This window comes from Streptomyces sp. Z423-1, from assembly GCF_013009255.1.
In the GTDB taxonomy this organism is placed as follows: domain Bacteria; phylum Actinomycetota; class Actinomycetes; order Streptomycetales; family Streptomycetaceae; genus Streptomyces; species Streptomyces gossypiisoli.
Genome location: NZ_CP053109.1, coordinates 2,839,821 through 2,865,761 on the forward strand (window position 1 = coordinate 2,839,821; position 25,941 = coordinate 2,865,761).

General features: G+C 71.0%; 23 protein-coding genes. 6 read left to right on the plus strand and 17 right to left on the minus strand.

What is annotated here, in order from left to right; all coding sequences use genetic code 11:
• Nucleotides 1–99: 99 nt before the first annotated feature.
• The 9 genes from HJD23_RS12695 to HJD23_RS12735 form a co-directional block, all read right to left on the minus strand.
• Nucleotides 100–1,938, minus strand: a complete 1,839-nt coding sequence (locus tag HJD23_RS12695; RefSeq protein ID WP_171118221.1) for a thiamine pyrophosphate-requiring protein — start codon at nt 1,936–1,938, stop codon at nt 100–102.
• A gap of 141 nt (nt 1,939–2,079) precedes the next feature.
• Nucleotides 2,080–2,472 (minus strand): monovalent cation/H(+) antiporter subunit G, encoded by a 393-nt coding sequence (mnhG, locus tag HJD23_RS12700; protein ID WP_171118223.1) that lies wholly within the window; start codon nt 2,470–2,472, stop codon nt 2,080–2,082.
• Nucleotides 2,469–2,735: a monovalent cation/H+ antiporter complex subunit F gene (locus tag HJD23_RS12705; protein WP_171118225.1), complete on the minus strand. Its 267-nt coding sequence runs from the start codon at nt 2,733–2,735 to the stop codon at nt 2,469–2,471. Before HJD23_RS12705 ends, mnhG begins: the two co-directional genes overlap by 4 nt.
• Nucleotides 2,732–3,334 carry a Na+/H+ antiporter subunit E gene (locus HJD23_RS12710; RefSeq protein ID WP_240980695.1) on the minus strand — a complete coding sequence of 201 codons (603 nt, stop codon included), beginning with the start codon at nt 3,332–3,334 and terminating at the stop codon, nt 2,732–2,734. Before HJD23_RS12710 ends, HJD23_RS12705 begins: the two co-directional genes overlap by 4 nt.
• On the minus strand, nt 3,331–4,863 hold the full coding sequence (locus tag HJD23_RS12715) for a Na+/H+ antiporter subunit D (RefSeq protein WP_171118227.1): 1,533 nt from the start codon (nt 4,861–4,863) through the stop codon (nt 3,331–3,333). The genes HJD23_RS12710 and HJD23_RS12715 overlap by 4 nt, the downstream gene beginning before the upstream one ends.
• Complete coding sequence (locus tag HJD23_RS12720; RefSeq protein WP_240980696.1) at nt 4,860–5,291, minus strand: Na(+)/H(+) antiporter subunit C; 432 nt, start codon at nt 5,289–5,291, stop codon at nt 4,860–4,862. Before HJD23_RS12720 ends, HJD23_RS12715 begins: the two co-directional genes overlap by 4 nt.
• Entirely contained in the window at nt 5,288–8,149 is a 2,862-nt protein-coding gene (locus tag HJD23_RS12725; RefSeq protein WP_171118229.1) for a Na+/H+ antiporter subunit A, read from the minus strand. Before HJD23_RS12725 ends, HJD23_RS12720 begins: the two co-directional genes overlap by 4 nt.
• Nucleotides 8,150–8,302: 153 nt before the next feature.
• Nucleotides 8,303–10,171 (minus strand): glycoside hydrolase family 15 protein, encoded by a 1,869-nt coding sequence (locus HJD23_RS12730; RefSeq protein WP_171118230.1) that lies wholly within the window; start codon nt 10,169–10,171, stop codon nt 8,303–8,305.
• Between the two features lie 77 nt (nt 10,172–10,248).
• Nucleotides 10,249–11,244, minus strand: coding sequence for a PP2C family protein-serine/threonine phosphatase (locus HJD23_RS12735; protein WP_171119236.1), 996 nt, complete (start codon nt 11,242–11,244; stop codon nt 10,249–10,251).
• 233 nt (nt 11,245–11,477) lie between these two features.
• Between HJD23_RS12735 and HJD23_RS12740 the strand changes: the two genes are divergently transcribed.
• The 3 genes from HJD23_RS12740 (at nt 11,478) to HJD23_RS12750 (ending at nt 14,852) form a co-directional block, all read left to right on the plus strand.
• The gene (locus tag HJD23_RS12740; RefSeq protein WP_171118232.1) at nt 11,478–13,658 is read left to right on the plus strand and encodes a PI-PLC domain-containing protein; all 2,181 of its coding nucleotides are present in this window, start codon (nt 11,478–11,480) and stop codon (nt 13,656–13,658) included.
• A 167-nt stretch (nt 13,659–13,825) separates the two neighbouring features.
• A complete protein-coding gene (locus tag HJD23_RS12745; RefSeq protein ID WP_171118235.1) occupies nt 13,826–14,245 on the plus strand; it encodes a retropepsin-like aspartic protease in 420 nt (139 codons plus the stop codon).
• Nucleotides 14,246–14,453: 208 nt separating this feature from the next.
• Complete coding sequence (locus HJD23_RS12750) at nt 14,454–14,852, plus strand: hypothetical protein (RefSeq protein ID WP_171118236.1); 399 nt, start codon at nt 14,454–14,456, stop codon at nt 14,850–14,852.
• A 59-nt stretch (nt 14,853–14,911) separates the two neighbouring features.
• Here HJD23_RS12750 and HJD23_RS12755 read toward each other — a convergent pair whose 3' ends face one another.
• Nucleotides 14,912–16,414, minus strand: coding sequence for a SulP family inorganic anion transporter (locus tag HJD23_RS12755; RefSeq protein ID WP_171118238.1), 1,503 nt, complete (start codon nt 16,412–16,414; stop codon nt 14,912–14,914).
• A gap of 409 nt (nt 16,415–16,823) precedes the next feature.
• On the opposite strand from HJD23_RS12755, the gene HJD23_RS12760 reads away from it, so the two are divergent.
• The gene (locus HJD23_RS12760) at nt 16,824–17,240 is read left to right on the plus strand and encodes a MerR family transcriptional regulator (protein ID WP_171118240.1); all 417 of its coding nucleotides are present in this window, start codon (nt 16,824–16,826) and stop codon (nt 17,238–17,240) included.
• A 67-nt stretch (nt 17,241–17,307) separates the two neighbouring features.
• On the opposite strand, the gene HJD23_RS12765 is transcribed toward HJD23_RS12760, so the two are convergent.
• From HJD23_RS12765 to HJD23_RS12785, 5 genes are all read right to left on the minus strand, one after another.
• Nucleotides 17,308–18,060 (minus strand): hypothetical protein, encoded by a 753-nt coding sequence (locus tag HJD23_RS12765; RefSeq protein ID WP_171118242.1) that lies wholly within the window; start codon nt 18,058–18,060, stop codon nt 17,308–17,310.
• 271 nt (nt 18,061–18,331) lie between these two features.
• On the minus strand, nt 18,332–19,156 hold the full coding sequence (locus HJD23_RS12770; RefSeq protein ID WP_171111922.1) for a hypothetical protein: 825 nt from the start codon (nt 19,154–19,156) through the stop codon (nt 18,332–18,334).
• A gap of 95 nt (nt 19,157–19,251) precedes the next feature.
• The gene (locus HJD23_RS12775) at nt 19,252–20,853 is read right to left on the minus strand and encodes a peptide chain release factor 3 (RefSeq protein WP_171118244.1); all 1,602 of its coding nucleotides are present in this window, start codon (nt 20,851–20,853) and stop codon (nt 19,252–19,254) included.
• Nucleotides 20,850–21,203 carry a MerR family transcriptional regulator gene (locus tag HJD23_RS12780; RefSeq protein ID WP_240980697.1) on the minus strand — a complete coding sequence of 118 codons (354 nt, stop codon included), beginning with the start codon at nt 21,201–21,203 and terminating at the stop codon, nt 20,850–20,852. Before HJD23_RS12780 ends, HJD23_RS12775 begins: the two co-directional genes overlap by 4 nt.
• Before the next feature lie 620 nt (nt 21,204–21,823).
• Nucleotides 21,824–22,507, minus strand: a complete 684-nt coding sequence (locus tag HJD23_RS12785) for a DUF899 family protein (protein ID WP_171118248.1) — start codon at nt 22,505–22,507, stop codon at nt 21,824–21,826.
• A 336-nt stretch (nt 22,508–22,843) separates the two neighbouring features.
• Between HJD23_RS12785 and HJD23_RS12790 the strand changes: the two genes are divergently transcribed.
• Complete coding sequence (locus HJD23_RS12790; protein ID WP_240980698.1) at nt 22,844–23,557, plus strand: DUF2993 domain-containing protein; 714 nt, start codon at nt 22,844–22,846, stop codon at nt 23,555–23,557.
• Nucleotides 23,558–23,841: 284 nt separating this feature from the next.
• The gene (locus HJD23_RS12795; RefSeq protein WP_171118250.1) at nt 23,842–24,297 is read left to right on the plus strand and encodes a TerB family tellurite resistance protein; all 456 of its coding nucleotides are present in this window, start codon (nt 23,842–23,844) and stop codon (nt 24,295–24,297) included.
• 187 nt (nt 24,298–24,484) lie between these two features.
• On the opposite strand, the gene HJD23_RS12800 is transcribed toward HJD23_RS12795, so the two are convergent.
• Together HJD23_RS12800 and HJD23_RS12805 are read right to left on the minus strand one after the other, a co-directional pair.
• Nucleotides 24,485–25,429, minus strand: coding sequence for a M56 family metallopeptidase (locus HJD23_RS12800; RefSeq protein ID WP_171118252.1), 945 nt, complete (start codon nt 25,427–25,429; stop codon nt 24,485–24,487).
• 6 nt (nt 25,430–25,435) lie between these two features.
• Nucleotides 25,436–25,825 carry a BlaI/MecI/CopY family transcriptional regulator gene (locus tag HJD23_RS12805; RefSeq protein ID WP_171118253.1) on the minus strand — a complete coding sequence of 130 codons (390 nt, stop codon included), beginning with the start codon at nt 25,823–25,825 and terminating at the stop codon, nt 25,436–25,438.
• Nucleotides 25,826–25,941 lie beyond the last annotated feature (116 nt).

The following is a 25,941-nucleotide window of genomic DNA, read 5'->3' on the forward strand; positions in this document are numbered from 1 at the left end:
TAAGGGGCCTTGTCCACCAAGCTACCTTCCGAAACGCCGGGCGGAACAGACACGGCAACTGGGGTTCTTGAACATTGAGAGGGTTCGCGCTGATCGCCGTCAGAGTGGTTTCCCACCGGCGCTGTCGTCGGGGCCGGCGCCGGGGCGGTCCTTGCGGTGCCGGGTGCCTGGCAGCATCTCCTGCACCTTGGCCTTGAACCCCTGCTTGATCATGGACCCGCGGTCGCTGTCGCCGCGGAGAACCGCTGCGGCGGCGGCCTCGATCTGGTCCAGGTCCGCGTGCGGAGGAATGGGTGGCACGGCCGGGTCGGTGCGGAAGTCGATGACGAAGGGCCGGTCGGCCGACAGCGCTCGGTCCCAGGCCGTCTCGACCTGCTCGGGCTTCTCCACACGGACCCCCTCAAGCCCGATGCGCTGCGCGATCTCCGCGTACGGCAGGTCGGGAATGGCTTGCGACTCCTCGAACTGGGGCGCGCCCTCCATCGCCCGCATCTCCCAGGTCACCTGGTTCAGGTCGTGGTTGTTGAGGACGGCCACGATCAGGCGGGGGTCGGGCCACTGCGGCCAGTACTTGGCGGCCGTGACCATTTCCATCATGCCGTTCATCTGCATGGCGCCGTCACCGACGAGGGCGATGGCCGGTCGGTCCGGATGGGCGAACTTCGCACCGATGGCATACGGCACACCCGGCCCCATGGTGGCCAGGGTGCCCGACAGGGAGCCGCGCATCCGGCCGCGCAGCCGCAGGTGACGGGCGTACCAGTTGGCGGCCGAACCGGAGTCGGCGGTGATGACGGCGTCGTCGGGGAGCCTGCCGTCGAGGGCGTGCACCACGTACTCCGGGTTGATCGGATCGGCGTCGACGGCGGCGCGGCGCTGCATGACCTCCCACCAGCGCGCCACGTCCTTCTCGATCTTCTCGCGCCAGGCACGGTTGTCCTTGCGGCGCAGGTGCGGCAGCAGCCGGCGCAGTGTCTCGCGCGCGTCGCCGACGAGGTTCACCTCGAAGGGATACCGCAGGCCGATCATGTGCGGGTCGATGTCGATCTGCACCGCCCGGGCCTGGTCGAGCTCCGGCATGAACTGCGTGTAGGGGAAGCTGGAGCCGATCATCAGCAGGGTGTCGCAGTCCCGCATCAGCTCGTAGGAGGGGCGGGTGCCGAGCAGGCCGATGGCTCCGGTGACGTAGGGCAGGTCGTCGGGCAGGACGTCCTTGCCGAGCAGCGCCTTCGCCACGCCCGCACCGAGGATGTCCGCCAGCTCCTCCACCTCGGCGCGGGCCCCGCGGGCGCCCTGGCCGATGAGAACCGCCACCTTGTCACCGGCGTTGAGGACGTCGGCGGCCTGCTCGACGTCCGCGTCGGCGGGCACCGGGGCGTAGTGGCTGAGCCCCATGCTGGACGGCACCATCTTGAAGGCGTGCGTCGGCGGGTTGTAGTCCAGTTCCTGCACGTCGGCGGGGAGGATGATCGCCGTGACGGTGCGCTTGGCGTACGCGGTGCGCATCGCCCGGTCGATGAGGTTCGGCAGCTGCTCCGGCACCATCGCCGTCTCGCAGAACTCCGAGGCCACGTCCTTGTACAGGTTCTGCAGGTCGACTTCCTGCTGGTACGAGCCGCCCATCGCGCTGCGGTTGGTCTGTCCGACGAGGGCGACGACGGGGACATGGTCGAGTTTCGCGTCGTACAGGCCGTTGAGCAGGTGGATGGCGCCCGGGCCCGAGGTCGCCGCGCAGACGCCCACCTTGCCGGAGAACTTCGCGTACCCCACGGCCTGGAAGGCGGACATCTCCTCATGGCGGGACTGAACGAACCTGGGGTGGTTGTCGGCGCGTCCCCATGCCGCCAGCAGACCGTTGATGCCGTCGCCGGCGTAGGCGAAGACATGGTCCACGTCCCACTCGCGCAACCGCTGGAGGATGTAGTCGGATACCTTCATGCCGCCCTCGACCTTCCGCTTCCGCTGATGCCACACCTGCTCCTTCCGGGCACCTGCCACCCCGGGGGCCTGACGGGTTACCTGTCGGCGACCGGCGCAAACGCCACGGCGCCCGTCGTCGCTGCCACGGGTGAGGTGCGGTCAGCGTTCGGCGTCCTCGTCGCGCTCGGGCCGGTCGCGTCCCTGGAGGGGCGTGCCCTCGCGCGCGAGGCGGTCCGCGAGTTCGTCGCGGAGCAGCAGATCGCGGTCGAGGCCGTGGGTGCGGTAGGCGGTTCGGCCGATGATCTGGCTGGTGATCGGGGCGGTGAGCAGCTGGGAGAGGGCGACGAGCAGCAGGACGGGGGCATGGCGCGCGGGCGCCTGCGCGGCCGCTCCGACCAGGATGAGCAGCAGGCCGAGGGTCTGGGCCTTGGCGGCGGCGTGGAGACGGCTCACGGTGTCCGGGAAGCGGAGCAGGCCGAGGGCGCCGAGCAGGCAGAAGGCGGCTCCAGTGGTGAACAGGACGGCGGTGACCGCGTCCAGCACGAGGGTCATCGCATGCCTTCCCGCTTCTCGATCAGGTGGGCTGCCGTCACCGACCCGATGAAGGCCAGCAGGGCGAGAACGACGACCACGGGGATGGCGGTGGTGTCCTCGCGTACGGTCATCCCCACGGCGATCGCGGCGATGGCCATGGTGACGAGGACGTCGAGCGCCATGATGCGGTCGAGGGCACGCGGGCCGCTCACGAGACGCAGCAGGGTGAGCAGGCCGGCCACCGCGATCATGGCCAGCGTGGCACCGTAGACGGTGATCATGATTTCCTCCTTCGGGTGCGCCGCGGGGGGTTGTCCGGACGACCCGCTTCCGGTCCGGGTCCGTCGGCTCTGTGGCGGTGGCCGACGGCGCGTGCGACCCGGCCTTCCACGGCCTGTACTCCGTGTCGGCGATGGGTGATGTCGTGCCGGTCGCGGATCGGCAGTGCGTGCACGTACAGGCGTTTGCGGCGCCGGTCGATCTCCGCCACAAGCGTTCCCGGGGTCATGGTGGTGAGTTCGGCCACGGCTGTGATCAGAAGGTCGCTGTCCAGGTGCAAGGGGACTTCGATGATCGCGGAGGAGGTTTTCCTGCCGTGGCGGACGACCTGCCAGGCGACGGTGGTCCCCGACCGGACGAGGTCCGTGAGCAGATGGACCAGCACTCCTACGGTGCGCAGCGGCCTGGGTACGGCGCCGGGCAGGACGGCGGGCAGCGGGAAGGCCAGGACCACCCCGACGGCGACGAGCAGGCCACCGATGAGGACCACCGCGCCGGTGGACCCCCACAGCAGGACCCACAGGATCCACAGCCAGGCGATCATCGGCAGGTGGCGCAGGCCCCGGCGGGCCCGTTCCGGACGGGTCAGGGAACGGATCACGGATTCTCCTCCCCCAGAACGGCTGACCGGTAGGCGCGCGGGTGCAGCAGGTCGTCGGCGGCCTGCTCGCTGAGACGGGCGAGCGGGCCGGCGCAGACGGCGACCGCGACCCCGGTCGCGGTCATACCGGCCGTGGCCGCGAGCATGAGCCGGGTCCCGCGCGGACGGGCAGTCCGGGCGTCCGGTGGCCTCGAAGGACGGGCCGTCCCTTGGTCCGGTGGCCGTCCCATGAACGCCGACGTCCCTACGCGGGTCATGGCGTACAGCGTCAGCAGGCTGGTGAGCAGGGCGGCCGCGGCGAGGGCGTACGCCGTCGGACCGCCCTGCGCGACGCCCGCCTGCAGCAGGGCCAGCTTGGCCACGAAGCCGGAGAACGGCGGGATGCCGGACAGGCTCAGGGCCGGGACGGCGAACAGCACGACGAGCAGTGTGCCGGGGGGCGGCCGGCTCGCCATGCGGTGCAGTGCGGTGGTTCCCGCTCGGCGCACGGCGAGGCCCGCGACGAGGAACAGGGCCGCCTGGACGACGATGTGGTGGACGACGTAGAGGATGGTGCCGGTCAGGCCTCGGGTGTCGAACAGCGCGAGGCCGAACAGCATGAAGCCGATGTGGCTGACGAGGGTGAAGGACAGCAGCCGGTTGATGTCGTCCTGGGCGATGGCCCCGAGGAGGCCCACGATCATGGTGATGATCGCCGCACAGGCCAGCAGGGTCCACACACCGGTGCGGGGGAAGAGCAGCGTCTGGGTGCGCAGCAGGGCGTACACGCCGACCTTGGTCAGCAGGGCGGCGAACACGGCCGTGATCGGAGCGGGCGCGGTGGGATAGCTGTCGGGCAGCCAGAAGTGCAGCGGGACGATCGCCGCCTTGATACCGACAACGGCCAGGAGCAGCAGGGCCAGTGCCGAGCGCAGGCCGTCCGGCAGTTCCGCCAGCCGTGGGCCGAGCTGCGCCAGCGTCACGGTGCCGGTGGCCGCGTACACCAGGGCGACCAGGGACAGCAACAGCAGCGACGACGTCAGGCTGACGATCGTGTACGTCATCCCCGCACGGGTGCGGTCCTCGTCCGCGTCCAGCGTGATCAGGACGTAACTGGCGGCGAGCATCACCTCGAAGGCGACGAAGAGGTTGAACAGGTCACCGGTGAGGTAGGCCAGGCTCACGCCCATGACAAGCACCAGGTAGGCGGGGTGGAAGGCCGCCGCCGTACGACGGCGCTCCTCCGCCGAGCCCTGGCCGATGGCGAAGACCAGTACCGCGAGCGCCACCAGCGCCGACACGGTGAGCAGCAGGGCCGACAGCCGGTCGGCCACGAGGGTGATGCCGAGGGGCGCGGGCCAGTCACCGACATGCAGGGCCTGGGGTCCGCGCCGGTCGGCCAGCACGAGGAGCGCCGCGCCGCAGGCGACGACTGCCGCGAGGACGCCGGTGCTGAGCCCGCGGACGACCGTGCGGGGCATGCCGAGCAGGGACAGACCGGCGCCGAGAGCCGGCAGCAGGACGGGCAGAGCGAGCAGTGCCGCCGTCATCGGTCTTCCCCCGGCGCGGTTGCGTCCGTGGCCCGGTCCGTGACGGGGTCGGCCTCGGCGCGTTCCCGCACGGTGCCGATGCGCCGGTCCTCCACGTCGTCGCGCACCTCGTCGTGCCCGGACAGGCGCCAGGACCGGTAGGCCAGGGCCACCAGGAACGCCGTGAGACCGAAGGTGATCACGATCGCCGTCAGCGCCATGGCCTGGGGCAACGGGTCGGCGAGCGACGCCGGGTCGGTGGTCTGTCCCTGCAGCACCGGGGGCCGGCCGGGCGTGCCCCCGGCCACCAGGAGCAGCAGGTTGGTTCCGTGCCCCATGAGGATGAATCCGAGGAGGATCCGCATCAGGGATCGCTGCAGCATGAGGTAGAAGCCCACGGCGAACAGACCACCGACCACGAGGGGCATCGTCACGTCGATCGGGTTCACCGCGGCCCGCCTTCCTTCTCGTCGTCGGCTGTGGGCGGGGCGTCGTCCGCTGTGGCCTTGTCCTGGCCGAGGGAGACGCCCACCGCCGACAGCAGCTTGAGGACGACGCCGACGACGAGCAGGTAGACACCGATGTCGAAGAACAGACTGGTCGCGAACTTCACCGTGCCCAGCACCGGCGGGTGAAGCGTCACCACCGCGCTCTGCAGCGGTGCACCGCCGAGGAGCAGCGGGAACAGCCCTACGGCGGCGGCGAGCAGCAGCCCCGACCCCGCGACCGCGGCCGCGGGTGCCCGTATGGCCGCCCCCAGGTCCGCCCGCCCGCCCACCAGGTACCGCAGCACGAACGCCTGGCCCGCCACCAGGCCGCCGGCGAATCCGCCGCCGGGACGGTAGTGCCCGGAGAACAGCAGGAACAGCGACAGCACCAGGATCGAGGGGAACAGCAGCCGGGTGGCCACCTCCAGCAGCACCGAACGCTCACCGCCGGGCCGCTCCCCCGCGCCCGGCAGCCAGGTCTGCTCCGGCTCGTCCCAGTGCGCCGTCGGGAACAGGCCACCCGGTCCGCCCCCTTCGCTGTCCGGAGCCCGCGCCCCGCCGCGACCACCGATCCGGATCAGACTGACGACCCCGACGGAGGCCACCAGCAGCACCGAGATCTCGCCCAGCGTGTCCAGTGCGCGGAAGTCGACCAGGATCGCGTTGACGATGTTGTCGGCGCCCGCCTCCGCCATACGGTCCGCGTACCCCGCCGAGACCGCCGGAGCCGTCCGCGCGGCGGACGTCACCAGCGCGAAGCAGGTGACGAGGATCCCGACAGCGCCGGCCGCCACGGCCCGCACGAGGCGCACCCGGCGCATCGTCCGGCCGGGGCTGAACCGGGCCGGCATCCGGCGCAGCACCAGCACCACCACGACGAGGGTCATGGTCTCGACGAGGAACTGCGTGAGCGCCAGATCCGGCGCGCCCCGCACCACGAACACCCCGGCCACCCCGTAGCCGACGGCGCCGGCCAGGAGAATGCCGGTCAGCCGGTGCCGGGTGGCCACCACCGCCGCGGCCGCCGTCAGCACCACCACGGCCAGCAATGGCTCGGCCGGTGACCACCACGCCCGCACGGAGCCCAGCGAGGGTGCCGCGGCCGCCAGCGCCGCGCCGGGAACCGCGACCACGGTCGCCAGCAGCACCGTCAGGTAGAGCGGCAGCGAGCCGACCTGCGTGCGCCGGGTCACGGCCAGGGCCAGCCGGTCAACAGCCTCGACAGTGCGGTCGTACGCGCCCTGCACGTCGGGCACGCGGCGCGTGGCAGGCAGCGAGCGCCTGCCCAGATGCAGCAGACCGCCCAGCGCCAGGCTCAGCGCCGACAGGCCCAGCACGGCCGTGAAACCGTGCCACAGGGACAGCTCGTACGGCCCGTGCGGCCCCGGCGGATAGCTGTCGGCGTAGGCGGTGGCGACGGCCGCGGTGGCCCCGTACCCCACGCCCAGCGCAAGCCCCGCGATCGCCAGCACGGCCACCGGCGCGACGAACCCGGGCTCCGGGCGCTCACCTCGGCTCGCCGCCTCGCCGGGACGCCCCCCGAAGCCTCCCTGCAGGAACCGCGCGGCATACGCCACGGTCAGCGCGGAGCCGATCACCAGCACCACCGTCAGCTGTGCGTGCCCGCCGAGCCGGGTGCCGTGCAGGAACGCCTCGAAGTAGGCTTCCTTGCCCAGGTAGCCGACCAGCGGCGGAAGTCCGGCCATCGACGCGGCGGCGAGCCCGGCGACCGCGCACAGCACGGGCATACGGCGCCCCAGGCCCGACAGTTCCCGGATGTCCCGCGTCCCCGTCTGCTGGTCCACGATCCCGACCGTGAGGAACAGCGCCGACTTGAACGCCGCGTGCGCGAGCAGCATCACCGCCCCGGCCAGCGCCGCGGTCCGTGTTCCGGCCCCCAGCAGGGCGATGAGCAGGCCCAGTTCGCTGATCGTGCCGTAGGCCAGCAGCAGTTTCAGGTCGGTCGCGCGCAGCGCCTGCCACGCGGCCAGCACCATCGTGGTCAGGCCCACCGCGAGCACCATCGGCCGCCACGGCTCCACCTCCGCCAGGGCGGGCGCCAGACGGGCGACCAGGTAGACACCGGCCTTGACCATCGCCGCCGCGTGCAGATAGGCGCTCACCGGCGTGGGAGCCACCATGGCCGCGGGCAGCCAGCCGTGCAGCGGCATCTGCGCGGACTTGGCGAACGCCCCGACCAGGACGAGCACCACCGCGGCGGACACCGCCCCGCCTCCGGGGGGATCGGCGACGATCGCCGAGATCCGGTACGTACCGGCCGCCTGCCCCAGCACGACGAAGCCCAGCAGCATGACCAGCCCACCGGCCGCGGTCACGAGCAGCGCCTGCCGGGCGGCGCGCCGCTCCTCGGCCGCCTCGCCGCGCCCCGCGATGAGCAGGAACGACGCGATCGTGGTCAGTTCCCAGAAGACGTACAGGACGAAGAGGTTGTCGGCCAGGACGAGCCCCGCCATCGCCCCGGCGAAGGCCAGCAGCAGCGCGGCCAGGCGGCCGGCGTCCCGCTCGACGTAGTACCGGCAGTACAGCAGCACCAGGGCTCCGACACCGGCGACGATCCACAACATCAGCAAGGACAGGGCGTCCAGCCGCAGGTCGACCGTCAGTCCCAGCGGCGCGGCCCACGACAGGGTTTCCCCGTACTCCCCGCCGTCCAGGACCCGCGCCGCCCGCGTGCCCGCCCAGACCACCGCGGCCAGCGGCACCAGGGCTGCCACGATCCACACGGCACGGCCCAGCCGCCGCTGCCACCAGGGGATCGCCGCCGCGACCCCCGCATGGGCAGCCAGCAGGAACAGCACCGCACCAACTCCTTAGTGGAACCCGGCCCACCGACACGCGGCCCTCCTGCACGGTTCGAGCCTGGGGCTGCACACCGATCGACGGCCATGGGTTCCCGGCATGGCGGTAATCAATCCCAGAGGTGTGGCAGACGGGCGCACAGCCGTTCCCGGTCAGGTGAACCAGGCTCCCGTGGAGAGCTCCGGGTGCGTCCCGCGGGCGGTACGGGCGAGGGCGACCGCGCTGGACACGAGGCCGACATGGCTGATGGCCTGCGGAAAGTTGCCGAGGAACGTGCCGTCCGAGGGATCGATCTGCTCCGGCAGGAGTCCCAGGTGGTTGGTGCGGGAGCACAGCGTCTCGAACAGCTCGCCTGCCCGCTCGACATGCCCCTGTCCCGTCAGATTGTCCACCAGCCAGAAACTGCACAGCAGAAACGCGCCCTCCGGCTGCTGGTCCAGCCCGTCCGGTGAGCTCTCCGGCAGGTAGCGGTGGAGCAGGCCGTCGCCCGCGCCCAGTCGCTCGGTCACCGCCCGGCAGGTGGCCACCATCTTGGGATGGTCGGCCGGCACCACCCGGCGCAGGGGCAGGGCCAGAAGGGAGGCGTCGAGCGCGCTTCCCTGCCCCAGGTCCTCGGTGAGAGCGCGGATCCGGTCGTCCCAGGCATGGTGGAGAATCCGCTCGGTCAGGTGATCGGCCTGGCGTGCCCACCGCTCGGCGTCGCCCGGCAGCTTCAGTCGGCGCGCGAGCCGGGCGGCTCGGTCGAGGGCCACCTGGCACATGGCAGCGGAGTAGGTGAACGGCCTGCCCGACGTGCGGACCTCCCAGATGCCGTGGTCGGGAGTGCGCCAGGCATGCACGGCCCGCTCGGCGAGACCGGCCAGCCACTGCCACAGCCGGTCGTCGAAGGTCCCTCCGGTGGCGGCCCACTGGAAGGCGCAGTCCAGGATCTCCCCGTAGACGTCGTGCTGCGTCTGCTCGACCGCCGCGTTGCCCCAGCGCACGGGGGCGGAGCAGCGGTAGCCCTCGAGTTCCTCATCGACGGCTTCCGGCGGCGGGAGATTGCCGTCGACGCCGTAGAACACGCGCGGCTGGTCGTCGTGACGGGCGGCGGTCAGGGCCCAGTCCAGGAAGCCCCCGGCCTCCGACGGCAGGCCTATGCGGCGCAGCGCGAACACGGTGTAGGCGGCATCGCGGATCCAGGAGTAGCGGTAGTCCCAGTTCCGGGTCCCCCCGATGTGTTCGGGGAGGGACGAGGTGGGGGCCGCGATGATCGCCCCGTTCTCGACATGGTCCAGCAGTTTCAGGGTCAGGGCGGATCGGCGCACGAGGCCGGGCTGCGGCACGTCCGCGACCACGAAGGAAGCCCAGCGTCGCCAGGCACGCAGCGTGGCCTCAAGGCCGGCATCGGCAGAGGGATGGGGGCTGGGCGAGGGCCCAGCCCCCATCCCGGCCGCCGCCGGCTCCCAGCGCAACCGCACGGTCAGGTCCTGTCCGGCGCGGAGCGTCAGTGTGCAGGTCGGAAGTGTCACAGGGGGTGAGGACCTCAGGCGCAGGGTGATGCCCTGCCGCCCGCAGTCGAGCAGCCACTCCTCACGACGGCGCCGAACGCGGGCACCGCCGCGCGGCTCCAGGTGGAGATGAAGTGTGACCTCGCCGTCGATGACGCGGGCCCGGCGTACCAGCTCTCCCGCCGCCGCCGGGGCGTCTTCTTCCAGCCGGGCGCCGGGACGCAGCAGAAAGGCGTCCGTGATCTCCACCGTGCCGGTCTCCGTCCGCAGCTCGGTGACCAGGACGGCCGTGTCATCCACGTAGCGCTGGCGGCTCTCGCGGAGTCCCTGCGGCGAGAGCCGGAAACCGCCGCCATGTCGCCGGTCGAGCAACGGGCAGAAAACAGGGTCCTGGTCGAACCGCGGAACGCACATGAAACCGATCCCCGCGTCCCGGCCGACCAGGGCGCAGCCGCGGCCGTCACCGATCAGACCGTGATCCTCGATGGGAAGGTAACCCCCTCGGCGTGACAGTGGCTTCCAGAGCCTCATGGGCAAGCAGGTACCCAGAATCTCCGGGTTGATCGGTTTCGCCCTGCTCGCGGGCGCCGGAGGAGAGCACGCAAGCGTCAGCGGAGGCGGAGCATCAGCATGGCCGCGTCGTCGTGCAGCGGGCCGCTGACGTGCTGGAGCAGATCCTGGCGCAGCACCTCCAGCGCTGCCTGGGGGTCGTGTTCCTTGAGCAGGTGAGCGCGTTCGGCGAGCGGGTAGAAGCGGCCTTCGGCGTCGCGTGCTTCGGTGATCCCGTCGGTGTAGAGCAGGAGCTGGTCGCCCGGGTGGAAGTCGGTGCCGTACGGCTCCGGCGGCGCCGTACCGTGAGCCCCCAGGCCCAGCGGGAGCGCGTAGGAGGACGGCTCGGGCCAGACGACGGTGCCGTCCGCGCGCATCAGCAGGGGCGCCGGGTGACCGAAGTTGAGGAAGGTGACGTCCTCGGCGTTCACCTCGGCGAGGATGGCGGTGACATACTTCTCGCCCTCCAGCTGCCGCTCGACGGCCCGCTCCAGTCTGGCTCCCACGGCTGCCAGGTCGGCTTCGTCGGGGGCCGCTTCGCGGAAGGCGCCCAGGACCACGGCCGCGGTCTCCACCGCCTCCAGTCCCTTGCCCTGGACATCGCCGATGATCACCCGCACCCCGTGCGGTGAGGTGACGACTTCGTAGAGGTCACCTCCGATACGTGCCTCGGCCACGGCGGACATGTAGCACACGGCCACACGCACCCGCCCGGCCAGCCGCGGAACCGGTTTGAGCAGCACCCGCTGCGCGGCCTCGGCGATGGACCGCACACTGTCCAGCTCCGCCTCGCGTTCCTGGCGCATGGACACCGCCAGTAGGCCCGCCACGGAGACCCCGAGGACCGAGGCGATGCTCATGACTCCGCGAGGACCGTCGAGGAGGTCGTTGTACCAGCCCAGACCTACGCACAGCAGCAGCGCGATCCCGGCGACGCACGCGGTGCGCCGCCAGCCGCCCACGAGCGGAGCGAAGGCAGGCCCCAGCGACACCAGAGGCAGGAAGACGACATCCGGACCGACAGCGAGATCGGCCACCGTGACGGCGGCCATCATCACGAAAGGCAGCAGCGACAGCACGGCAAGACGGTGGTTCTGCGGTCTCACGCCGTCTTCCCCTCCTCACCGGCTCGGGCCCCGTCCGTGGCGGCAACTCCCCTGACGCGGCGCACAAGATCCATGGTGACAGACCCCTCTGTCTCCCCTTCCCCGGCTCTGTCTCCCCTTCCCCGGCGCGGCGGTCGCGTCGGGCGGCCTCGCCGTTCCGCAGCCGCATCCAGAATGGGGAGATGGACGGACCAGTTCGCCGCCGGCTGTGGATCCAGTACCTGGTCTGGAGCGTGGCTGTGCTGAGCCTGACGGTACTGGCGGCCGCCGCCGTGGTGCGAAGCACCGTGCTGAGCCCCGGTTTCCATGGCCGGGTCCTCGACGAGGAGCGGGCCTATCAGAGGGTCTATGACGAGGTGCTGGTCGACCCGCACCTCGCTCCGGTGCTCCGTGATCTGCTGGGCCGGCTGCCCGTCCCCCAGTCCGCGGTCACCTCGAACGTCAAGGTCGTGATTCCGCCGGAGACCTTGCGGGCCATGGGCGACCGGCAGATCACCGAGGTGATCCACTACCTGGAGGGAGACCGCGCCAGTCTCCGGCTCACGGTCGACCTCGGGCCGGTGGTGGCGAATATCGAGCGCCTCAGTCAGGTCTACTTCGCCGATGCCGTCGCCTCGCTGCAGCAGCGCTCGGAACCCGACTTCGAGGTCTTCGAAGAGCGCCTGTCCGACGTGGCGGCGCGTCTGATCGCGGGCGAGGTCCCGGTCGGAGAGGTGCCGTCACTGGCGCTCTCCCCTTCCCAGGCGATCGCGGCCACGACCGTGCTGCTGCGTCTGGTGCCGGAGGCGGAACGCTCCGGGCTCCGGTCCGAGGTCGAAGGGGCCTTGGTCAGCGGGGACCTGGCCTCGGCACTGGCGGCCGTGGCTCCGGTCGCCGTCTCGGACCGGGTGCAGGCGGCTGCCGCGGAGCTGCTGCGGGACGCGGGGGGACGTACGTGGGTGATCACCACCGACCTCGGTGCCTCGGGTGACGTGCCCGGGCAGGCACGCCAGGCACGGTCCGTCACCCGTCTGTTCCAGGAGGTGGTGGAGCCGGCCACCGCCGTGGTCGGGGTCGCCGCGCTGATCCTGCTGTGGTCCGCCACTCCGCAGCCCACCGCGCGGCGGCTCGTTCCGCTGGGCTGGGCCCTGGCCGCTGCCGCGACGCTGACAGCACTGGCGGTCTTCGTCGTCCGCGTCACGGTGGGCGACTCACCGTACCGCCCGCCGTCCTCCTGGCCCCCGACAGCGGCCCGGCTCTTCGAGGACATCCAGGCCACCGCTGTCGACCGGCTGCTGACCACCGCCACCGTCGTCGCGCTGATTCTGCTGGCCGCCGGAGCGCTGCTGGTCGGCCTCGGCTGGGCCTGGCAGACCCGGCCCACCGTGCGTATCCGCATCGATCGGCGCCTGGGTCCGGTCCTGACCGCTGTCGTGTCGGCGTCCGCGCTCGCCGGGACGGTGCTGGCCCCGGTGGCGATGACCGGCCCAGCGCCCCGCACCTGCCAGGGCAGCTCCCGGCTGTGCGACCTCCGCTACGACGAAATCGCCCAGCTCGCGGCGCACAACGCCATGGCCACGACGGCGGACCGGTTCATCGGCCCCCTCCAGGACCCGGATCTCGTCGGACAGTTGAACATCGGTGTGCGCGTCCTGCTCATCGACACCCACCGATGGGAACGGCCCGAGGAGGTCGCGGACCGCCTGGCCACCTCCGACTTCTCCCCGGAACTGCGCCGGCAGCTCACCCGGGCCCTGGAACGAGTGAATCCGTACCGTCCGGGGCTGTGGCTGTGCCACTCGGCCTGCGGCGCCGGAGCCATCGAACTGGCCCCCACGCTGCGGCGGATCGGGGACTGGCTGCGCGCCCACCCGACGGAGGTCGTCACCCTGATCGTGCAGGACGGGATCAGCGCCCAGGAGACCCGCAGCGCCTTCGGCCAAGCAGGGCTCGGGGACCTGCTGTACGAGCCGGACGAGGACCCGGACCACGCCTGGCCGACGATGAGAGACATGATCGACAGCGGCAAGCGCCTCGTCGTCTTCGCGGAGAAGGCGGACGGGCCGGCACCGTGGTACCGCAACTTCTACCGGTACGGCATGGAAACGCCGTTCGCCTTCCGCGGCCCCGAGGAGATGACCTGCGCCCCCAACCGCGGCGGCACCGGCAAGCGACTGTTCCTGCTCAATCACTTCGTCACGGCCGACGGCGGACGGCGACTGGACGCCGGCACCGTCAACTCCCACGATCATCTGCTGAACCGGGCCCACACCTGCGAACGGCAACGCGGCAGACCGGTCAACTTCGTCGCGGTGGACTACGCGACGATCGGAGACGCACGCGCCGCGGTGCACACCCTCAACACCGAACGCCTCCAGGACTGAGGTTTGCGCGGCGGTTGGGTGGGCACCCCGGCGGCGTGGGTACCCGGGACCAGCAAGCGTCCGGCGCAGGGCGACGGCGCAGGGGCCGTCTCGTCGCGGCCCCTTTGGCCGCGCTGCTTCTTGTCGGCTGCATCGCGTACGAGGATCGCGACGAGCCCGATGGCGGGGTGACCTCTCCCGGAGCGGCGCAGGAGGTACCGCTCCGGGTGGTGGACCAGGGCGACCGGACGCTGGCGTTCGTCCCCGTCAGCATCGAGGACGAGGGACCCTTCATGTTCGCGCTGGACACCGGTGCCTCCGCCAGCGTCGTCGATGAAACTGTCGCCGACCAGGTCGGCCTGGAGCTCACCGGCGAGCGGCGTTCCGTGAGCGGGATCCTCGGTACCGGACAGGTACCCGTCGCCCGAGTGGATCAGTGGAAGGTCGGGCACGTCCGCCTCGATCCGGGTGAGGTCACGATCATCGACCTGGGGCCTCCCAGGGAAAGCGGCGGCATCCAGGGCCTGCTCGGCTCGGACGTGCTCAGCGACTTCGGCTCGATCACCGTCGACTATGACGACGGCGTCCTGAAGATCCCCGCTCCGTGAGAAGGCGGCATGCCCGTCGCGACGCCCCTGCTCGCCGTCGTTGCCGGCGCCGCGATCCGTACCGCGCCTCCTGCGCGCTTGGCGCACCTGGCCGCGGGTACCCGGCCCCCGCCAGAGGTTGAGGTGGGCGCCGTCGACATCGCGCGCCCCGCCGAACCCTTCCTCCGGGACGGGTTGCATCACTCACTGGACATCGAGGTGACCGAACATGAGCCCCGCGATGGACGAGGAGCGCGCATTCGCTCGGATCGAACGGCGGCTGGCCAGTGATGATCCGGCGCTGGCACGGCGTATCGATGTCCTCAACAGGCAGTTCGACGAACCAGCGGGGGACGGCCGGCTCACAGCGCACGGAGACGAGGGCCGAGTCGCCGGGCACGTCGGGGACGAGGCGATCACCGGCCACGGCATCGACGGCGGTGAGAAGCGCTCATGGACGTTCAAGGCTGCTGTGGTGCTTGCTGTTGTGGCCGCTGTCGGGCTGCTGCTCACAGCGATCCTCTCCGCGCCCGGCGGCGGTGAACGACAGTCGCACCAGCCTTCTGGGGCGGCTCCGCCGGCGTCGTCGCAGGTCCTGGAGGACCAGTCCGGATCGGGCACGCCGTAGGGGCGGGGAAGGACCGCCCTCCCCGCTGCGTCCATGGCGGGGAAGGGCGGCCGGTCCGGTCAGTGGCTGCCGGTCAGCTGGCCCGCGAGGCGTTCGCGCATGTCGGCGCTGGGCTTGTTCAGGCCGATGATGGTGACCTTCTTGCCGCGCTGGGCGTACTTGGTCTCGACGGCGTCGAGGGCGGCGACGGAAGAGGCGTCCCAGATGTGCGCGTCGGAGAGGTCGATGACGACGTCGTCCGGGTCGTCCTTGTAGTTGAACTGGTAGACGAGGTCGTTGGAAGAGGCGAAGAACAGCTCGCCGGTGACCGCGTAGACCACCTGGTTGCCGTCGGGGTCGACGACACCGGAGACGTTGACCATGTGGGCGACGCGCTTGGCGAAGATGACCATCGCGGTGATGCAGCCGACGACGACGCCGATGGCGAGGTTGTGGGTGGCGACCACGCAGGCGACCGTGACGACCATGACGGTGATCTCGCCGAGCGGCATCCGCTTGACGGTCTTCGGGGCGATGGAGTGCCAGTCGAAGGTGGCCACCGACACCATGATCATGACCGCGACCAGGGCGGCCATGGGGATGTCGGAGACGACCGGGCCGAAGGCGATGCACAAAAGCATCAGGAAGGAGCCCGCCAGGAACGTCGACAGGCGGGTGCGTGCGCCGGAGACCCGTACGTTGATCATCGTCTGGCCGATCATGGCGCAGCCGCCCATGCCGCCGAAGAAGCCGGTGACGATGTTGGCGATGCCCTGGCCGATGGACTCGCGGGTCTTGCCCGAGTGGGTGTCGGTGATGTCGTCGACCAGTTTGGCGGTCATCAGCGACTCCATCAGGCCGACCAGCGCCATGGCGAAGGCGTAGGGGGCGATGGTGGTCAGCGTGTCCATCGTGAACGGCACGTCCGGCAGGCCCGGCACGGGCAGCGAGGAGGGCAGGTCGCCCTTGTCGCCGACGGTCGGTACGGCGATCCCGGCCGCGACGGTGATCACGGTCAGGATGACGATGGAGACCAGCGGGGCCGGGATCACGGTGGTGATCTTCGGGAAGAACACCATCAGGGCCAGGCCACCGATGACCAGCGGGTAGACCATCCACGGCACGCCCGTCAGCTCCGGCACCTGCGCCATGAAGATGAGGATGGCGAGGGCGTTGACGAAGCCGACCATGACGCTGCGCGGCACGAACCGCATCAGCTTGGCCACGCCCAGCGCGCCCAGGATCACTTGGAAGACGCCGGCGAGGATGACGGCCGCGATCAGGAAGCCGAGTCCGTGCTCCCGGTTGAGCGGGGCGATGACCAGGGCGATCGCCCCGGTCGCGGCGGAGATCATGGCCTTGCGACCACCGACGATCGAGATGACGACCGCCATGGTGAAGGAGGCGAACAGACCGACCGCCGGATCGACCCCGGCGATGATCGAGAAGGAGATCGCCTCGGGGATCAGGGCCAGGGCGACGACCAGGCCGGCCAGCACCTCGGTACGGAAGACCTTCGGGGAGTCCAGCCAGTCCGGCTTGGACAGGCGGAACTTCGGGGCTGCGGGCAGCAGTGAGGACATGCAACCGTTTCTGTTCAGGCGCACGTGTCACCGGCCGGGACACACACGCGCGTCGTACCTGACTCCGCGCCCGCAAGGGGCGGAATCCCTCGGCGGCCCGGCCACATCAGCGGGGCCCAGCCGATCTGTGTGACAGCCGTCCGGCTGCCGGTCGGGCATCATGGCCCGGAAGTCTTCGGATGCCATCGGGGCCCGGTCGGGGCCCACGCCATGGCGTTCACTCCTCCCGTCACTCTCGACGGCGGTGGTGAACACGTAGAGACTCTACCCTGACGTGAGGGCAGAGTGCGACTTGCCGCTTGTGAAACACAGGTAAACGCCCATCATGACCCTGTGATTCATCTCACGTGGGCCGGGTTGCTTTACGGATTCGAAAATCGAAGGAAACAACGAAGGGGATCATGGGGCGATGACGGATCAGCGGCAGATGCAGATCGGCGAGGTGGCCGAGCGGACCGGTTTGTCTCTGCGCACCATCCGCCACTACGAGGAAGTGGGCCTGGTGATCCCCTCGGCCCGCAGCAAGGGCGGCTTCCGGCTGTACACGGACTCCGATGTCGAGCGCCTGATGGTGATCCGCCGGATGAAGCCGCTGGACTTCTCCCTGGAGGAGATGCGCGACCTGCTGGACATCACCGACCGGCTCGCCGCCACGGACGACCCGCCCGCCGGTGAGGAGCGTGAGCGGCTGCGGGAGCGGCTGGACTCCTACCGGAAGGTGGCCGACGCCCGCTGCGAGACCCTGCGGGCCCGGCTGGAGATGGCCGAGGACTTTGCCGCCACGCTGCGCCGCCGCCTGCATGCGGACGCCCGCTCGGGCGCCTGAACCGCGGCGGCGGTGCTGTACGAGACGCCTGACGTAAGAGTATTCAGCTCGGCGGTCGGCGCCGCCCTCACGGGTGCAGCAGGTGCAGGCGGCCGGGCAGGGCCTCCATGCGCAGCGGGGCGCGCACATCGCGGGCGGGTGCGCCGTCCACGTCCAACCGGTAGGCGCCCCAGGCCCGTTCGAAGCGCAGGCGGCGGATGCGGCGCCTGCCGAAGGAGTCGCCGCGCGCCTCCAGCAGGCCCTGGTCGGTCAGGGTGATGCGCAGGGGCTGGTCGCCGGGTGCGGTGATCTTCTCGTTGTCGAGGATGAGGCGGGCATGGCCCGGGTGCGGCTGCAGTGAGACCAGGATGGTCTCGCGCACCGCGACGCCGAAGCCGCCGCCGGAGAGGTGAATGCCGATGGCGGGGCTGCGATGGGCCCCGAAGGCGTTCGGCTCGCTACCCGACCACCCCTCCGGGCGCTCGACGAGCAGCGGCAGCTGCCACAGGGCCGCGGCGCGCATGGCCTGCTCCGGCTGGGGTCCTCCGGCGTGCACCAGCAGCTCGACGGCCGGGCGCGGGATGCCGCGGTCCGGGCCGCCGCGCTCACCGGCTTCGGGGACGGGGCTCAACTCCGTGCTGCGGATGCCCTGTTCGGCCAGGCGTACGCGCAGTTGCCGGGCCCGCTCCCGGTCACCGCGACTCCAGCCGCGCACGATGGCCAACGTGGGGCGCGCGGCCGGGAGGGTGCCGGCGAGGCGTACGGCAGCGGCCAGGAGACGCTCCACGTCCGGCGCGTCCCGGGCGGATCCGGCGTCGGGGGACGAGGCCGAGGACACCATGCGGACTCCTTGCACACTCGGAGGTTGGCCTCGCGGGCTGCGGCCGACGGCCGCTCGGAACGACGGTCCCGCGGCCCCGCCTCTGTGGCCCGAGGCGGGACGAACGACGGCGTTCCGACGGTTCATCTCTAACCTAACGCGAGAGTGTTGTCGGCGTGAAGCGGGCATCGGACAGGGTGAACGGACTCCGACTTTTACGTGTAGACAGAGTTGTGTGCGCTGGGCAGGCTGCTTCCGTTCATGGCGCTCTCAGCGCAGGGCGATGGCGCTCTCAGCGCAGGCCGGCGGCCGGGTCGGAGGCGAGCCAGCCGCGGGCGCCCCAGAAGTCGACGGCTCGGCAGATCGTGCCCAGGCACCGCTGGGCGCGGTCACCGCCGTCGCCCCAGTGCCCGAGGCTCCACTCGGCGAGCCGGTCGGCGGCGCCGTCCTCCTCCAGCACGGTCAGCCGGTTGTGCGAGCCGAGATGGGTGCCCAGCAGCAGCATCGCCGTGGCATCGGCCTGCCCGGAGGACTCGCTCATGAAAGCGGCGATGGCCTGCCGGACGGTGGGCACCATGGACGGCGACGGCGCGGCCTTCGGCCGGACCTTAGGCGGGCGCGCCGGGCGTGAACTCTTCGCGGCCGCAGTCGGTTTGGCCGCGGCGCCGGAGGCGGGCTTCGGGGGCGGCACGGGAGCAGGCGGGCCCGGCTGTGGTGCGGGAGCAGGCGGGCCCGCCTGTGGCGCGGGGGCAGACTGGCCCGCCTGTGGCGCGGGAGCCACCGCCGGTTTCCGGGCGGCGCCGAGGCAGGCGGCGACGTAGTCGCTGGGCACGGGGATGTTCTGGGAGATGGAGATCTCCAGCGCCTCGGCGTCGCAGCTGCGGCACAGCGGGAGTTCGCGCCAGCCGATGATGGACAGCTGAGTACCCCGCGAGTGCCGGGTCATGGCCTGCGGGCGGTGGACGATGTCCTGCCCACCGCAGCCGGCACAGCGCACACCGCCGCGCATCCACTGCGCGTCGCAGCTCAGACAGGTGATCCGGATATCGCCGTCCACGGGTTCGCCGCGCAGGTCCTCGGCCTCCCCGCACGACGGACACGCCGCCACACCCTCCATGATCCTCTGCCCTTCCAGGCGCAGGCGCCTTCCGAAGCTCAACTCTACCGTGACGTAAGGGTCGACTACTGGGGCCGACGACCGTGCGGCATGGTTCAGTCGTGGGCGGCGATGAGGTGGTCCAGCCGCGCGGCGGGGAACTCCCGCTCGAAGGATCCCGCCTGCCAGCGGTCGGGGAAAAGGGCGAGCTGCACCTTGTCGCGGATGCGGGTGAGGGCCTCGCCCTGGACGATCCGGGAGCGGTTGAGTGCTTCCGCACCGGCCGTGTCGGTGGCGCGGGCCAGGCGGTAGGGCAGCACCTCCAGCTTCACCGGGGACGAGAACTCCCCCGCCATCCGCGCACTGACGACGTCGAACTGCATCGGCCCCACGGCCGCCAGCACCGGCGCCTGGTCCCCACGCAGATCCGAGACCAGGACCTGGACCACACCCTCCTCGTCGAGCTGCGCGATGCCGCGCCGGAACTGCTTGGAGCGGGAGAGGTCGGCCGGGCGGGCCACGGCGAAGTGCTCGGGAGCGAAGGTGGGCATCGGCGGGAACACCGCCGCCTTCTCCGCGTAGAGGGTGTCGCCGACGCGCAGCGCGGTGGCGTTGACGAGGCCGACCACGTCGCCGGGGTAGGCGATGTCGACCATGGAGCGGTCCTGGCCGAAGACGCTGTGCGCGTATTTGGTGGCGAACGGCTTGCCGGAGGCGGCGCGGGTGACGGTCATGCCGCGCTCGAAGATGCCCGAGCACACCCGCATGAAGGCGATGCGGTCCCGGTGGGCGGGGTCCATGTTGGCCTGCACCTTGAACACCAGCCCGGAAAAGGGGGCGTCCACCGGGCGGGCGCCGCCGCTCTCCAGCTCGCGTGGACCGGGCGGCGGGGCGAGGTCGACGATCGCGTCCAGCAGCAGCCGTACGCCGATGTTGGAGATGGCCGCGCCGAAGAACACCGGCGTGGTCCGGCCCGTAAGGAACGCCTCCTGGTCGTGCACGGCGCCGTCGACCCGCAGCAGGTCCAGTTCCTCGACGGCCTTGCTCCAGTCGGCTTCGTCCTCCAGCGCGGCACGCTGCGCGGGCACCAGCGCCTCTATGGCCTCGTGGGCGCCGCCCGGGGTGCGGGTGTAGCGCAGCATCCGTCCCGGCTCTCGTACGTCGATCAGCCCGCGCAGGTATCCGGCGTCGCCCACCGGCCAGACGAGGGGGGTGGGCCTGAGGCGGAACTCGCGCTCGATCTCGTCCAGCAGCTCCAGCCCCTCACGGCCGGGCCGGTCCCACTTGTTGACGAACGTGATCACCGGGATGCCGCGGTGCCGGCAGACGTCGAACAGCTTGCGGGTCTGCTCCTCCAGGCCCTTGGCCGCGTCGATCAGCATCACCGCGCAGTCCACCGCCGCCAGCACCCGGTAGGTGTCCTCGGAGAAGTCCGCGTGGCCGGGGGTGTCCAGCAGGTTCAGGACGCACCCGCGGTGGGCGAACTGCAGCACCGCGGAGGTGACGGAGATGCCGCGGGCCTTCTCCATCTCCATCCAGTCCGAGGCCACCCCGCGCCGGCCCGCCTTGCCGTGCACCGCGCCCGCCTCGGTGATGGCCTGGGCATGCAGGGCGAGCGCCTCGGTCAGGGTGGACTTGCCCGCGTCGGGGTGGCTGATCACCGCGAACGTCCGTCGCCGGGCCGCTTCCGAGGCAGCCCAGTCACTGTTCGGGCTCATCGCACCGCCTCCGCGTCCGCCTCCGCGTCCGCGTCCGCCGCGGCCGTGGCGTCCACGAGCCGGGCCAGGTGGCCGTGCAGGGAGCGGGCGAAGTCCTCCGCCTGCCCCAGCTGCCGGCGCAGGTCCTCGCACCGCGCGTCGGCCTTCACCCAGTATGTCCGCAACCGTTCCACCAGTTCCCCGTGCGCTCGCTCGTCGTTCTCCGGCAACGGCCCACCGTCGTCGGGGAGTTGCTCCAATACGTCCAGCAGGGCGCGGATGTCGTCGAGGCAGAAGCCCAGCGGCCGCATCCGCCGCACCAGCGCCAGCCGGCGCACCTCGGCCTCGGTGTAGAGACGGAAGCCGCCCACGCCCCACCGCCTCGCCTCACCCGCCGACAACCTTGCCGGACAATAAACCTACCCTCTCGTTAGGGTAGGTTCGCAAGCGAGTGCAACCGAGGGCAGCCGCGAACAGGCTGCTGCCGTCCTCACGTCCGGCGGCGACTGCCCCGCCTGAACGCCGGCGCGGGCCGAGGCGGCCGGGCTCTCCGGTTCAGTCCGACGAGCGCCGACTGTCGGCCGCTGTGCGAGGGCGGAGCCGAGGCGGTGGTGTTCATGGTCGAGCCGTGCAGCGCCAAGGCTCACTCGCCCGACTTCACCTATTGCACACTGCTTGGACCACCACCATGACGACGACGACCGCTTGGTGCGGGCGACAGCGGCCGCCTTCGGCACCTGCCGTCGCCGCCGCCGGCTCCGGAGGTGGTGGGGTGAGCCGGCTCCCTCCGAACACCTTCGCCACGTTCTGCCGGGGCATGGATACCGGCCTGCTGCAACGGACCCTGGCGGCGACACCGCGGCACGGTCCAAGTGGGTGGAGCTGTCCGCGTCGGTGCGTGCGGGCGCCTGCTGAACGCCCGCGCTTGCTCGGTTCAATGGGGTGCGGCTCTGCGGGCGTGCGGCAGTCCTGTGACCGTCGGTCGTCGGGGTCAGTAGTCGAGGCTCGGGTACCAGTCGTCGCGGCCCTGCGGGGTCAGGTCGAGGACGTGCCAGACGGGGGCCAGGAGGTCGATGCCGCGCTCGTCGATGTCGTCGGCCATGCGTGGGTGGGTGGAGTAGAAGTGGCGGACCCTGCCGTCGCCGTCGCGGGTGAAGACGGAGATGGTGGAGTCCTGTTCGCCGTCCTTGTCCTCGCTGCCCAGGTCGTACTTGAACGTGCTGTCGCCGCAACTCAGGAGCCGTAGCCGGTGCCAGCCGCGGTTGCGGGCGTGCTGACGGAGGGTGGGCAGGTCGGCGGCTGCGGCGATGGCGAAGTCGGCGTTGCGGGCGATGTGGTGGGCGATGCCGTTGAAGCCGTCGATCCACAGGGTGCACATCGGGCAGGGGTCGGTCTGCAGCTTGCCGTACATCAGGTGGTAGACGATCAGCGGGCGGTCCGTGGCGGTGAACAGCTCACTCAGAGTGACCTCGCGGACCGGTGTGTCGCCGGCGTCGAGGTCGGCGGGGCCCTCGATGAAGACGTAGTCGTCGACGGGTGGCCCCTGAGGGAGCGCCCGCCGCTGGGCCGCGACGTTCTCGCGGTGGCGCATGAGGGCGATCTCGGCCAGGCGCAGCTCTTCGCGGGCATCGAGGTATTCGGCCGATTCGTCGGCCAGTCTGGTGTGCCGCAGCATCGCGTCCTCCTGGGGTGGCCTTCCCCCCCCCGGTCGCTGGTCCGGATCACGGGCTCCCCGTCCCGAGCTCACAGTTCCCGCGTTCCCGAACCGGTCCTTCGAGTCTATGGCGGCTCCTCGGCCCGCCGACAGTTGAGCTGAAGTCCGGCTCCGCGCTGATCCGGCCGCCGCGGTTCAGAGTGTCACGCTGGGGTCAGATCGTTGAGACGGGAAAGTTTGACCCGGCTTTGAGTAACCGGACATGAGTTCGTGTCCAACGGCCCTATACCGTCCGTCCCGGAGCGGGCCGCCGCACAGGCCGTCACAACGACATCGCAACAGCACGGGGGGATCGGCGTGAGACGTCGATGGGTGAAGGTTCTGGCGATCACAGTGGCGGTGCTCGCCGCGCTGTTCACGGCCGCCGACCGGCTCGCCGTGCACTACGCGAACAAGGAGGCCGCCCAGCTCGCGAAGGAGAAGTACGGCTATGGCAACACCACGGACGGCTACCTGGACGTATCGATCGAGGGCTTTCCGTTCCTGACCCAGGCGGCCGGGCAGGACTTCGGTCATGTGACGCTGACCGCGGGCCGGTTCTACATCGACACCACGAGCAATACGCAAGGCGGCTATCTGTACATCGACCGTCTCCACTTGGACTTGCGCGGTGTGAAGGTGACGTCGCTGACAGCGCGCAGAGCGGACGCCAACCTCGCCACCGGCACCCTGTCCCTCTCGTACAAGGAGCTGTCCGGCGTGGTGACCCGGCTCGCGGGCGATGGCGGCCCGCTGCAGGTCTCCCGGGCGGCGGGATCGAGCGGCCAGGCGGCACGCGTCAAGGTCTCGGGCACGGTCGGTGGTACGGCGTTGAACACCACGGGGACGCTCCTGGCGCAGGGAACGGAGCTCTCCCTGACCGTTCCTGGTGCCGAAAGGGCCAGTACCGTCTGGCGGGTCGGTCTCCCGGAGGGCGTCGACTTCACAGCGGCGCGGGCCACCGCGGACGGCATCGAGATCAGCCTCGTCGGTCACCAGGTGACGCTCGGCTCGTCGCGCTACGGAGGTTGAGGCGCCGATCGCGAGCGATGACTCGTGGAAGCAGAGTGACCTGCCTCTACAGCCACTGTAAAGGGCCCGCAAAAAGCGTCCCGGGTTCCTCCCCGCCTCTTCTTGGAGGGCGACGAGGAGGAAGAGGAAGGCTGACCGGCATCGGCAGCGCGCGGTGAAGGATGCCGGAGCGCGGGGGCGGAGAGTCGCGATCTCCGCCCCCGCTGATAAGTTCTACAGGGACGTAGAAGACCGATGTCCGGAACGGGTCGGTCTGAACTCACCTCTGACACAACGGAGTCCTCATGGCCCTGTGGGACCGCATCAAGGAGTCCGCATCGACGATGCAGACCCAGCTGATGGCGAAGAAGAACGACCTCAAGAGCGGCGCCTTCCGCGACGCCAGTATGGCGATGTGCGCCCTGGTGGCGGCCGCCGACGGCACCATCGACCCCTCCGAGCGGCGGCGTGTGGCCCAGCTGATCGCCGGCAACGAGGTACTGCAGAACTTCGACGCCATGGACCTGCAACGGCGCTTCGAGAACAACCTCGACAAGCTCACCGCCGACTTCGACTTCGGCAAGGTCAGCGTCCTGCAGGAGGTCGCCAAGGCAAAGAAGAAGCCTGCCGAGGCGCGTGCCGTGATCCAGATCGGCATCGTCATCGGCGGCGCCGACGGCGACTTCGACAAGACCGAGCAGGCCGTCGTCCGCGAGGCGTGCCACATCCTCGAACTGCCGCCGCACGAGTTCGACCTCTGATCGCCCCGTGACGCCGGTGCCGGGCGGACGCCGTGACGACGCCGGCCCGGCACGAGGACGGCAGCGGCGCGGACGGGCCGCTCGGGCGGCGCTACGGCTGCCGCACTTCTGCCTCAGCGGACGGCAGGGCCTCCGCGGCGGCGTCCGCATCCGGCCCGGACCACGTCCGACCTGCACCCGTCCCCGGTCAGAGGGGCGTGGCGGCGTACAGGATGAAGAACATGGTCACCGCGGAGTTCGCCGACGACATCGCGGACACGGCCGCGCCCGCCGCCGCACCCCACGCCGCCAGGCCCACCGAGGTGAACACCGAGGTGAACACCGACGGCCAACTGCGCGCCAAGGGAGCCGGTCCGAGCAACGCCGCCACCCGGCGCGGCACCGGCCCCGGCGCCGTCAGGCCCGCCAGCGTGGCCACCGGAGTCCCACGGGACACCAGCGCCGCCCTGCCGATCGCGGACGCCACCGTCCGGCGGCTGCCGACCACCTGCGCCGCCTCCTCGTCCGCCCACCGCTCGGTCGTGTACGACACGGCCGTACGCAGTGGCCGCAGGAACGGGTTGGCCCACGCGGCAAGTTGCACGGCGAGCAGAAAGCGGTGGTGCCGGGCAACCAGATGCGCCCGCTCGTGGGCGAACAGTGCCCGGCGTTCGGCGGGTTCGAGGCAGTCCAGCAGGGCCGTGGTCACCACCACGCGGCCCCGGCGGCCGCCCGGCAGCGCGTACGCGTACGGCACCTCGTCGGGCAGCACCGCCACCTCCGTGCCGGGCAGCCCGACCAGCGCCCGGTGGGCCCGGCGGCGCACCCGGCCATGCCGCCACAGCATCCGACCGCACGCCACGACCACCGCACACAGCGCGGGAATCGCCGCCTTGCCCACCACTTCGTCGTACGGCACCGCCGCGCGCACCTCGGGGTCCGACCAGCCGTCGGGCAGCGGATTGCCGGGCAGTTGGGCGGTCCCCACCACCATCACCAGCCCCAGACACACCATGCTGCACGTCGCCATCACCACAGCGACCACGGTCAGCAGCCGCGTCGCGGTACGCGGATGCAGGTGCTGCTCGGCCAGGCGCGCGATCGGCCAGGCCGTCAAGGGCAGCACCAGCGGCAGAAAGACGAACACCCCCATGAGGCTTCAGTCTTCCCCTTCTCCACGGGACTGACCCAGCAGTTCGCGCAGCAGCCGCTCGTCATCCGGTCCGAGGCCCGTGACAAAGCTGGCCAGCACCGCTTCCCGGTCGCTCTCGGCGTCCAGCACCTTGCGCATCCGGTGCGCGGCGAGGCCCGCCTGGTCCGAGGCCGCCGTCCAGGCGAACGACCGACCCGCGCGCTCGCGGGTGACTGCGCCCTTGGCCAGCAGCCGGGTCAGGATCGTGATCACCGTCGTATAGGCGAGGTCCCCGCCGAGCCGCTCCTGCACCCAACCGGCCGTCACCGGACCGTCCGCTTCCCGCAGCGCGGACAGGATCAGCGCCTCCAGCTCGCCCTGCCCCCGCCGCCGGGAACGCTGCCGGTCATCCGCCATGCCCTGTCTCCCTTCCGCCGCCGTCGGTTTCCCGACCGGACATCGTATAGACGCCGGAGTGCCTGCGTGCCGCCCGACGAACCTCACCGGCCCGGCGCAACAGCATCTACAAAAGC

Coding starts and splice junctions, on each gene's coding strand:
- HJD23_RS12695 (WP_171118221.1), bottom strand. CDS start 1,938: ATGAAGGTATCCGACTACATCCTCCAGCGGTTGCGCGAGTGGGACGTG.
- mnhG (WP_171118223.1), bottom strand. CDS start 2,472: ATGACCCTCGTGCTGGACGCGGTCACCGCCGTCCTGTTCACCACTGGA.
- HJD23_RS12705 (WP_171118225.1), bottom strand. CDS start 2,735: ATGATCACCGTCTACGGTGCCACGCTGGCCATGATCGCGGTGGCCGGC.
- HJD23_RS12715 (WP_171118227.1), bottom strand. CDS start 4,863: ATGACGGCGGCACTGCTCGCTCTGCCCGTCCTGCTGCCGGCTCTCGGC.
- HJD23_RS12730 (WP_171118230.1), bottom strand. CDS start 10,171: ATGAGGCTCTGGAAGCCACTGTCACGCCGAGGGGGTTACCTTCCCATC.
- HJD23_RS12735 (WP_171119236.1), bottom strand. CDS start 11,244: ATGATGGCCGCCGTCACGGTGGCCGATCTCGCTGTCGGTCCGGATGTC.
- HJD23_RS12740 (WP_171118232.1), top strand. CDS start 11,478: ATGGACGGACCAGTTCGCCGCCGGCTGTGGATCCAGTACCTGGTCTGG.
- HJD23_RS12750 (WP_171118236.1), top strand. CDS start 14,454: ATGAGCCCCGCGATGGACGAGGAGCGCGCATTCGCTCGGATCGAACGG.
- HJD23_RS12755 (WP_171118238.1), bottom strand. CDS start 16,414: ATGTCCTCACTGCTGCCCGCAGCCCCGAAGTTCCGCCTGTCCAAGCCG.
- HJD23_RS12760 (WP_171118240.1), top strand. CDS start 16,824: ATGACGGATCAGCGGCAGATGCAGATCGGCGAGGTGGCCGAGCGGACC.
- HJD23_RS12765 (WP_171118242.1), bottom strand. CDS start 18,060: ATGGTGTCCTCGGCCTCGTCCCCCGACGCCGGATCCGCCCGGGACGCG.
- HJD23_RS12770 (WP_171111922.1), bottom strand. CDS start 19,156: ATGGAGGGTGTGGCGGCGTGTCCGTCGTGCGGGGAGGCCGAGGACCTG.
- HJD23_RS12775 (WP_171118244.1), bottom strand. CDS start 20,853: ATGAGCCCGAACAGTGACTGGGCTGCCTCGGAAGCGGCCCGGCGACGG.
- HJD23_RS12785 (WP_171118248.1), bottom strand. CDS start 22,507: ATGCTGCGGCACACCAGACTGGCCGACGAATCGGCCGAATACCTCGAT.
- HJD23_RS12795 (WP_171118250.1), top strand. CDS start 23,842: ATGGCCCTGTGGGACCGCATCAAGGAGTCCGCATCGACGATGCAGACC.
- HJD23_RS12800 (WP_171118252.1), bottom strand. CDS start 25,429: ATGGGGGTGTTCGTCTTTCTGCCGCTGGTGCTGCCCTTGACGGCCTGG.
- HJD23_RS12805 (WP_171118253.1), bottom strand. CDS start 25,825: ATGGCGGATGACCGGCAGCGTTCCCGGCGGCGGGGGCAGGGCGAGCTG.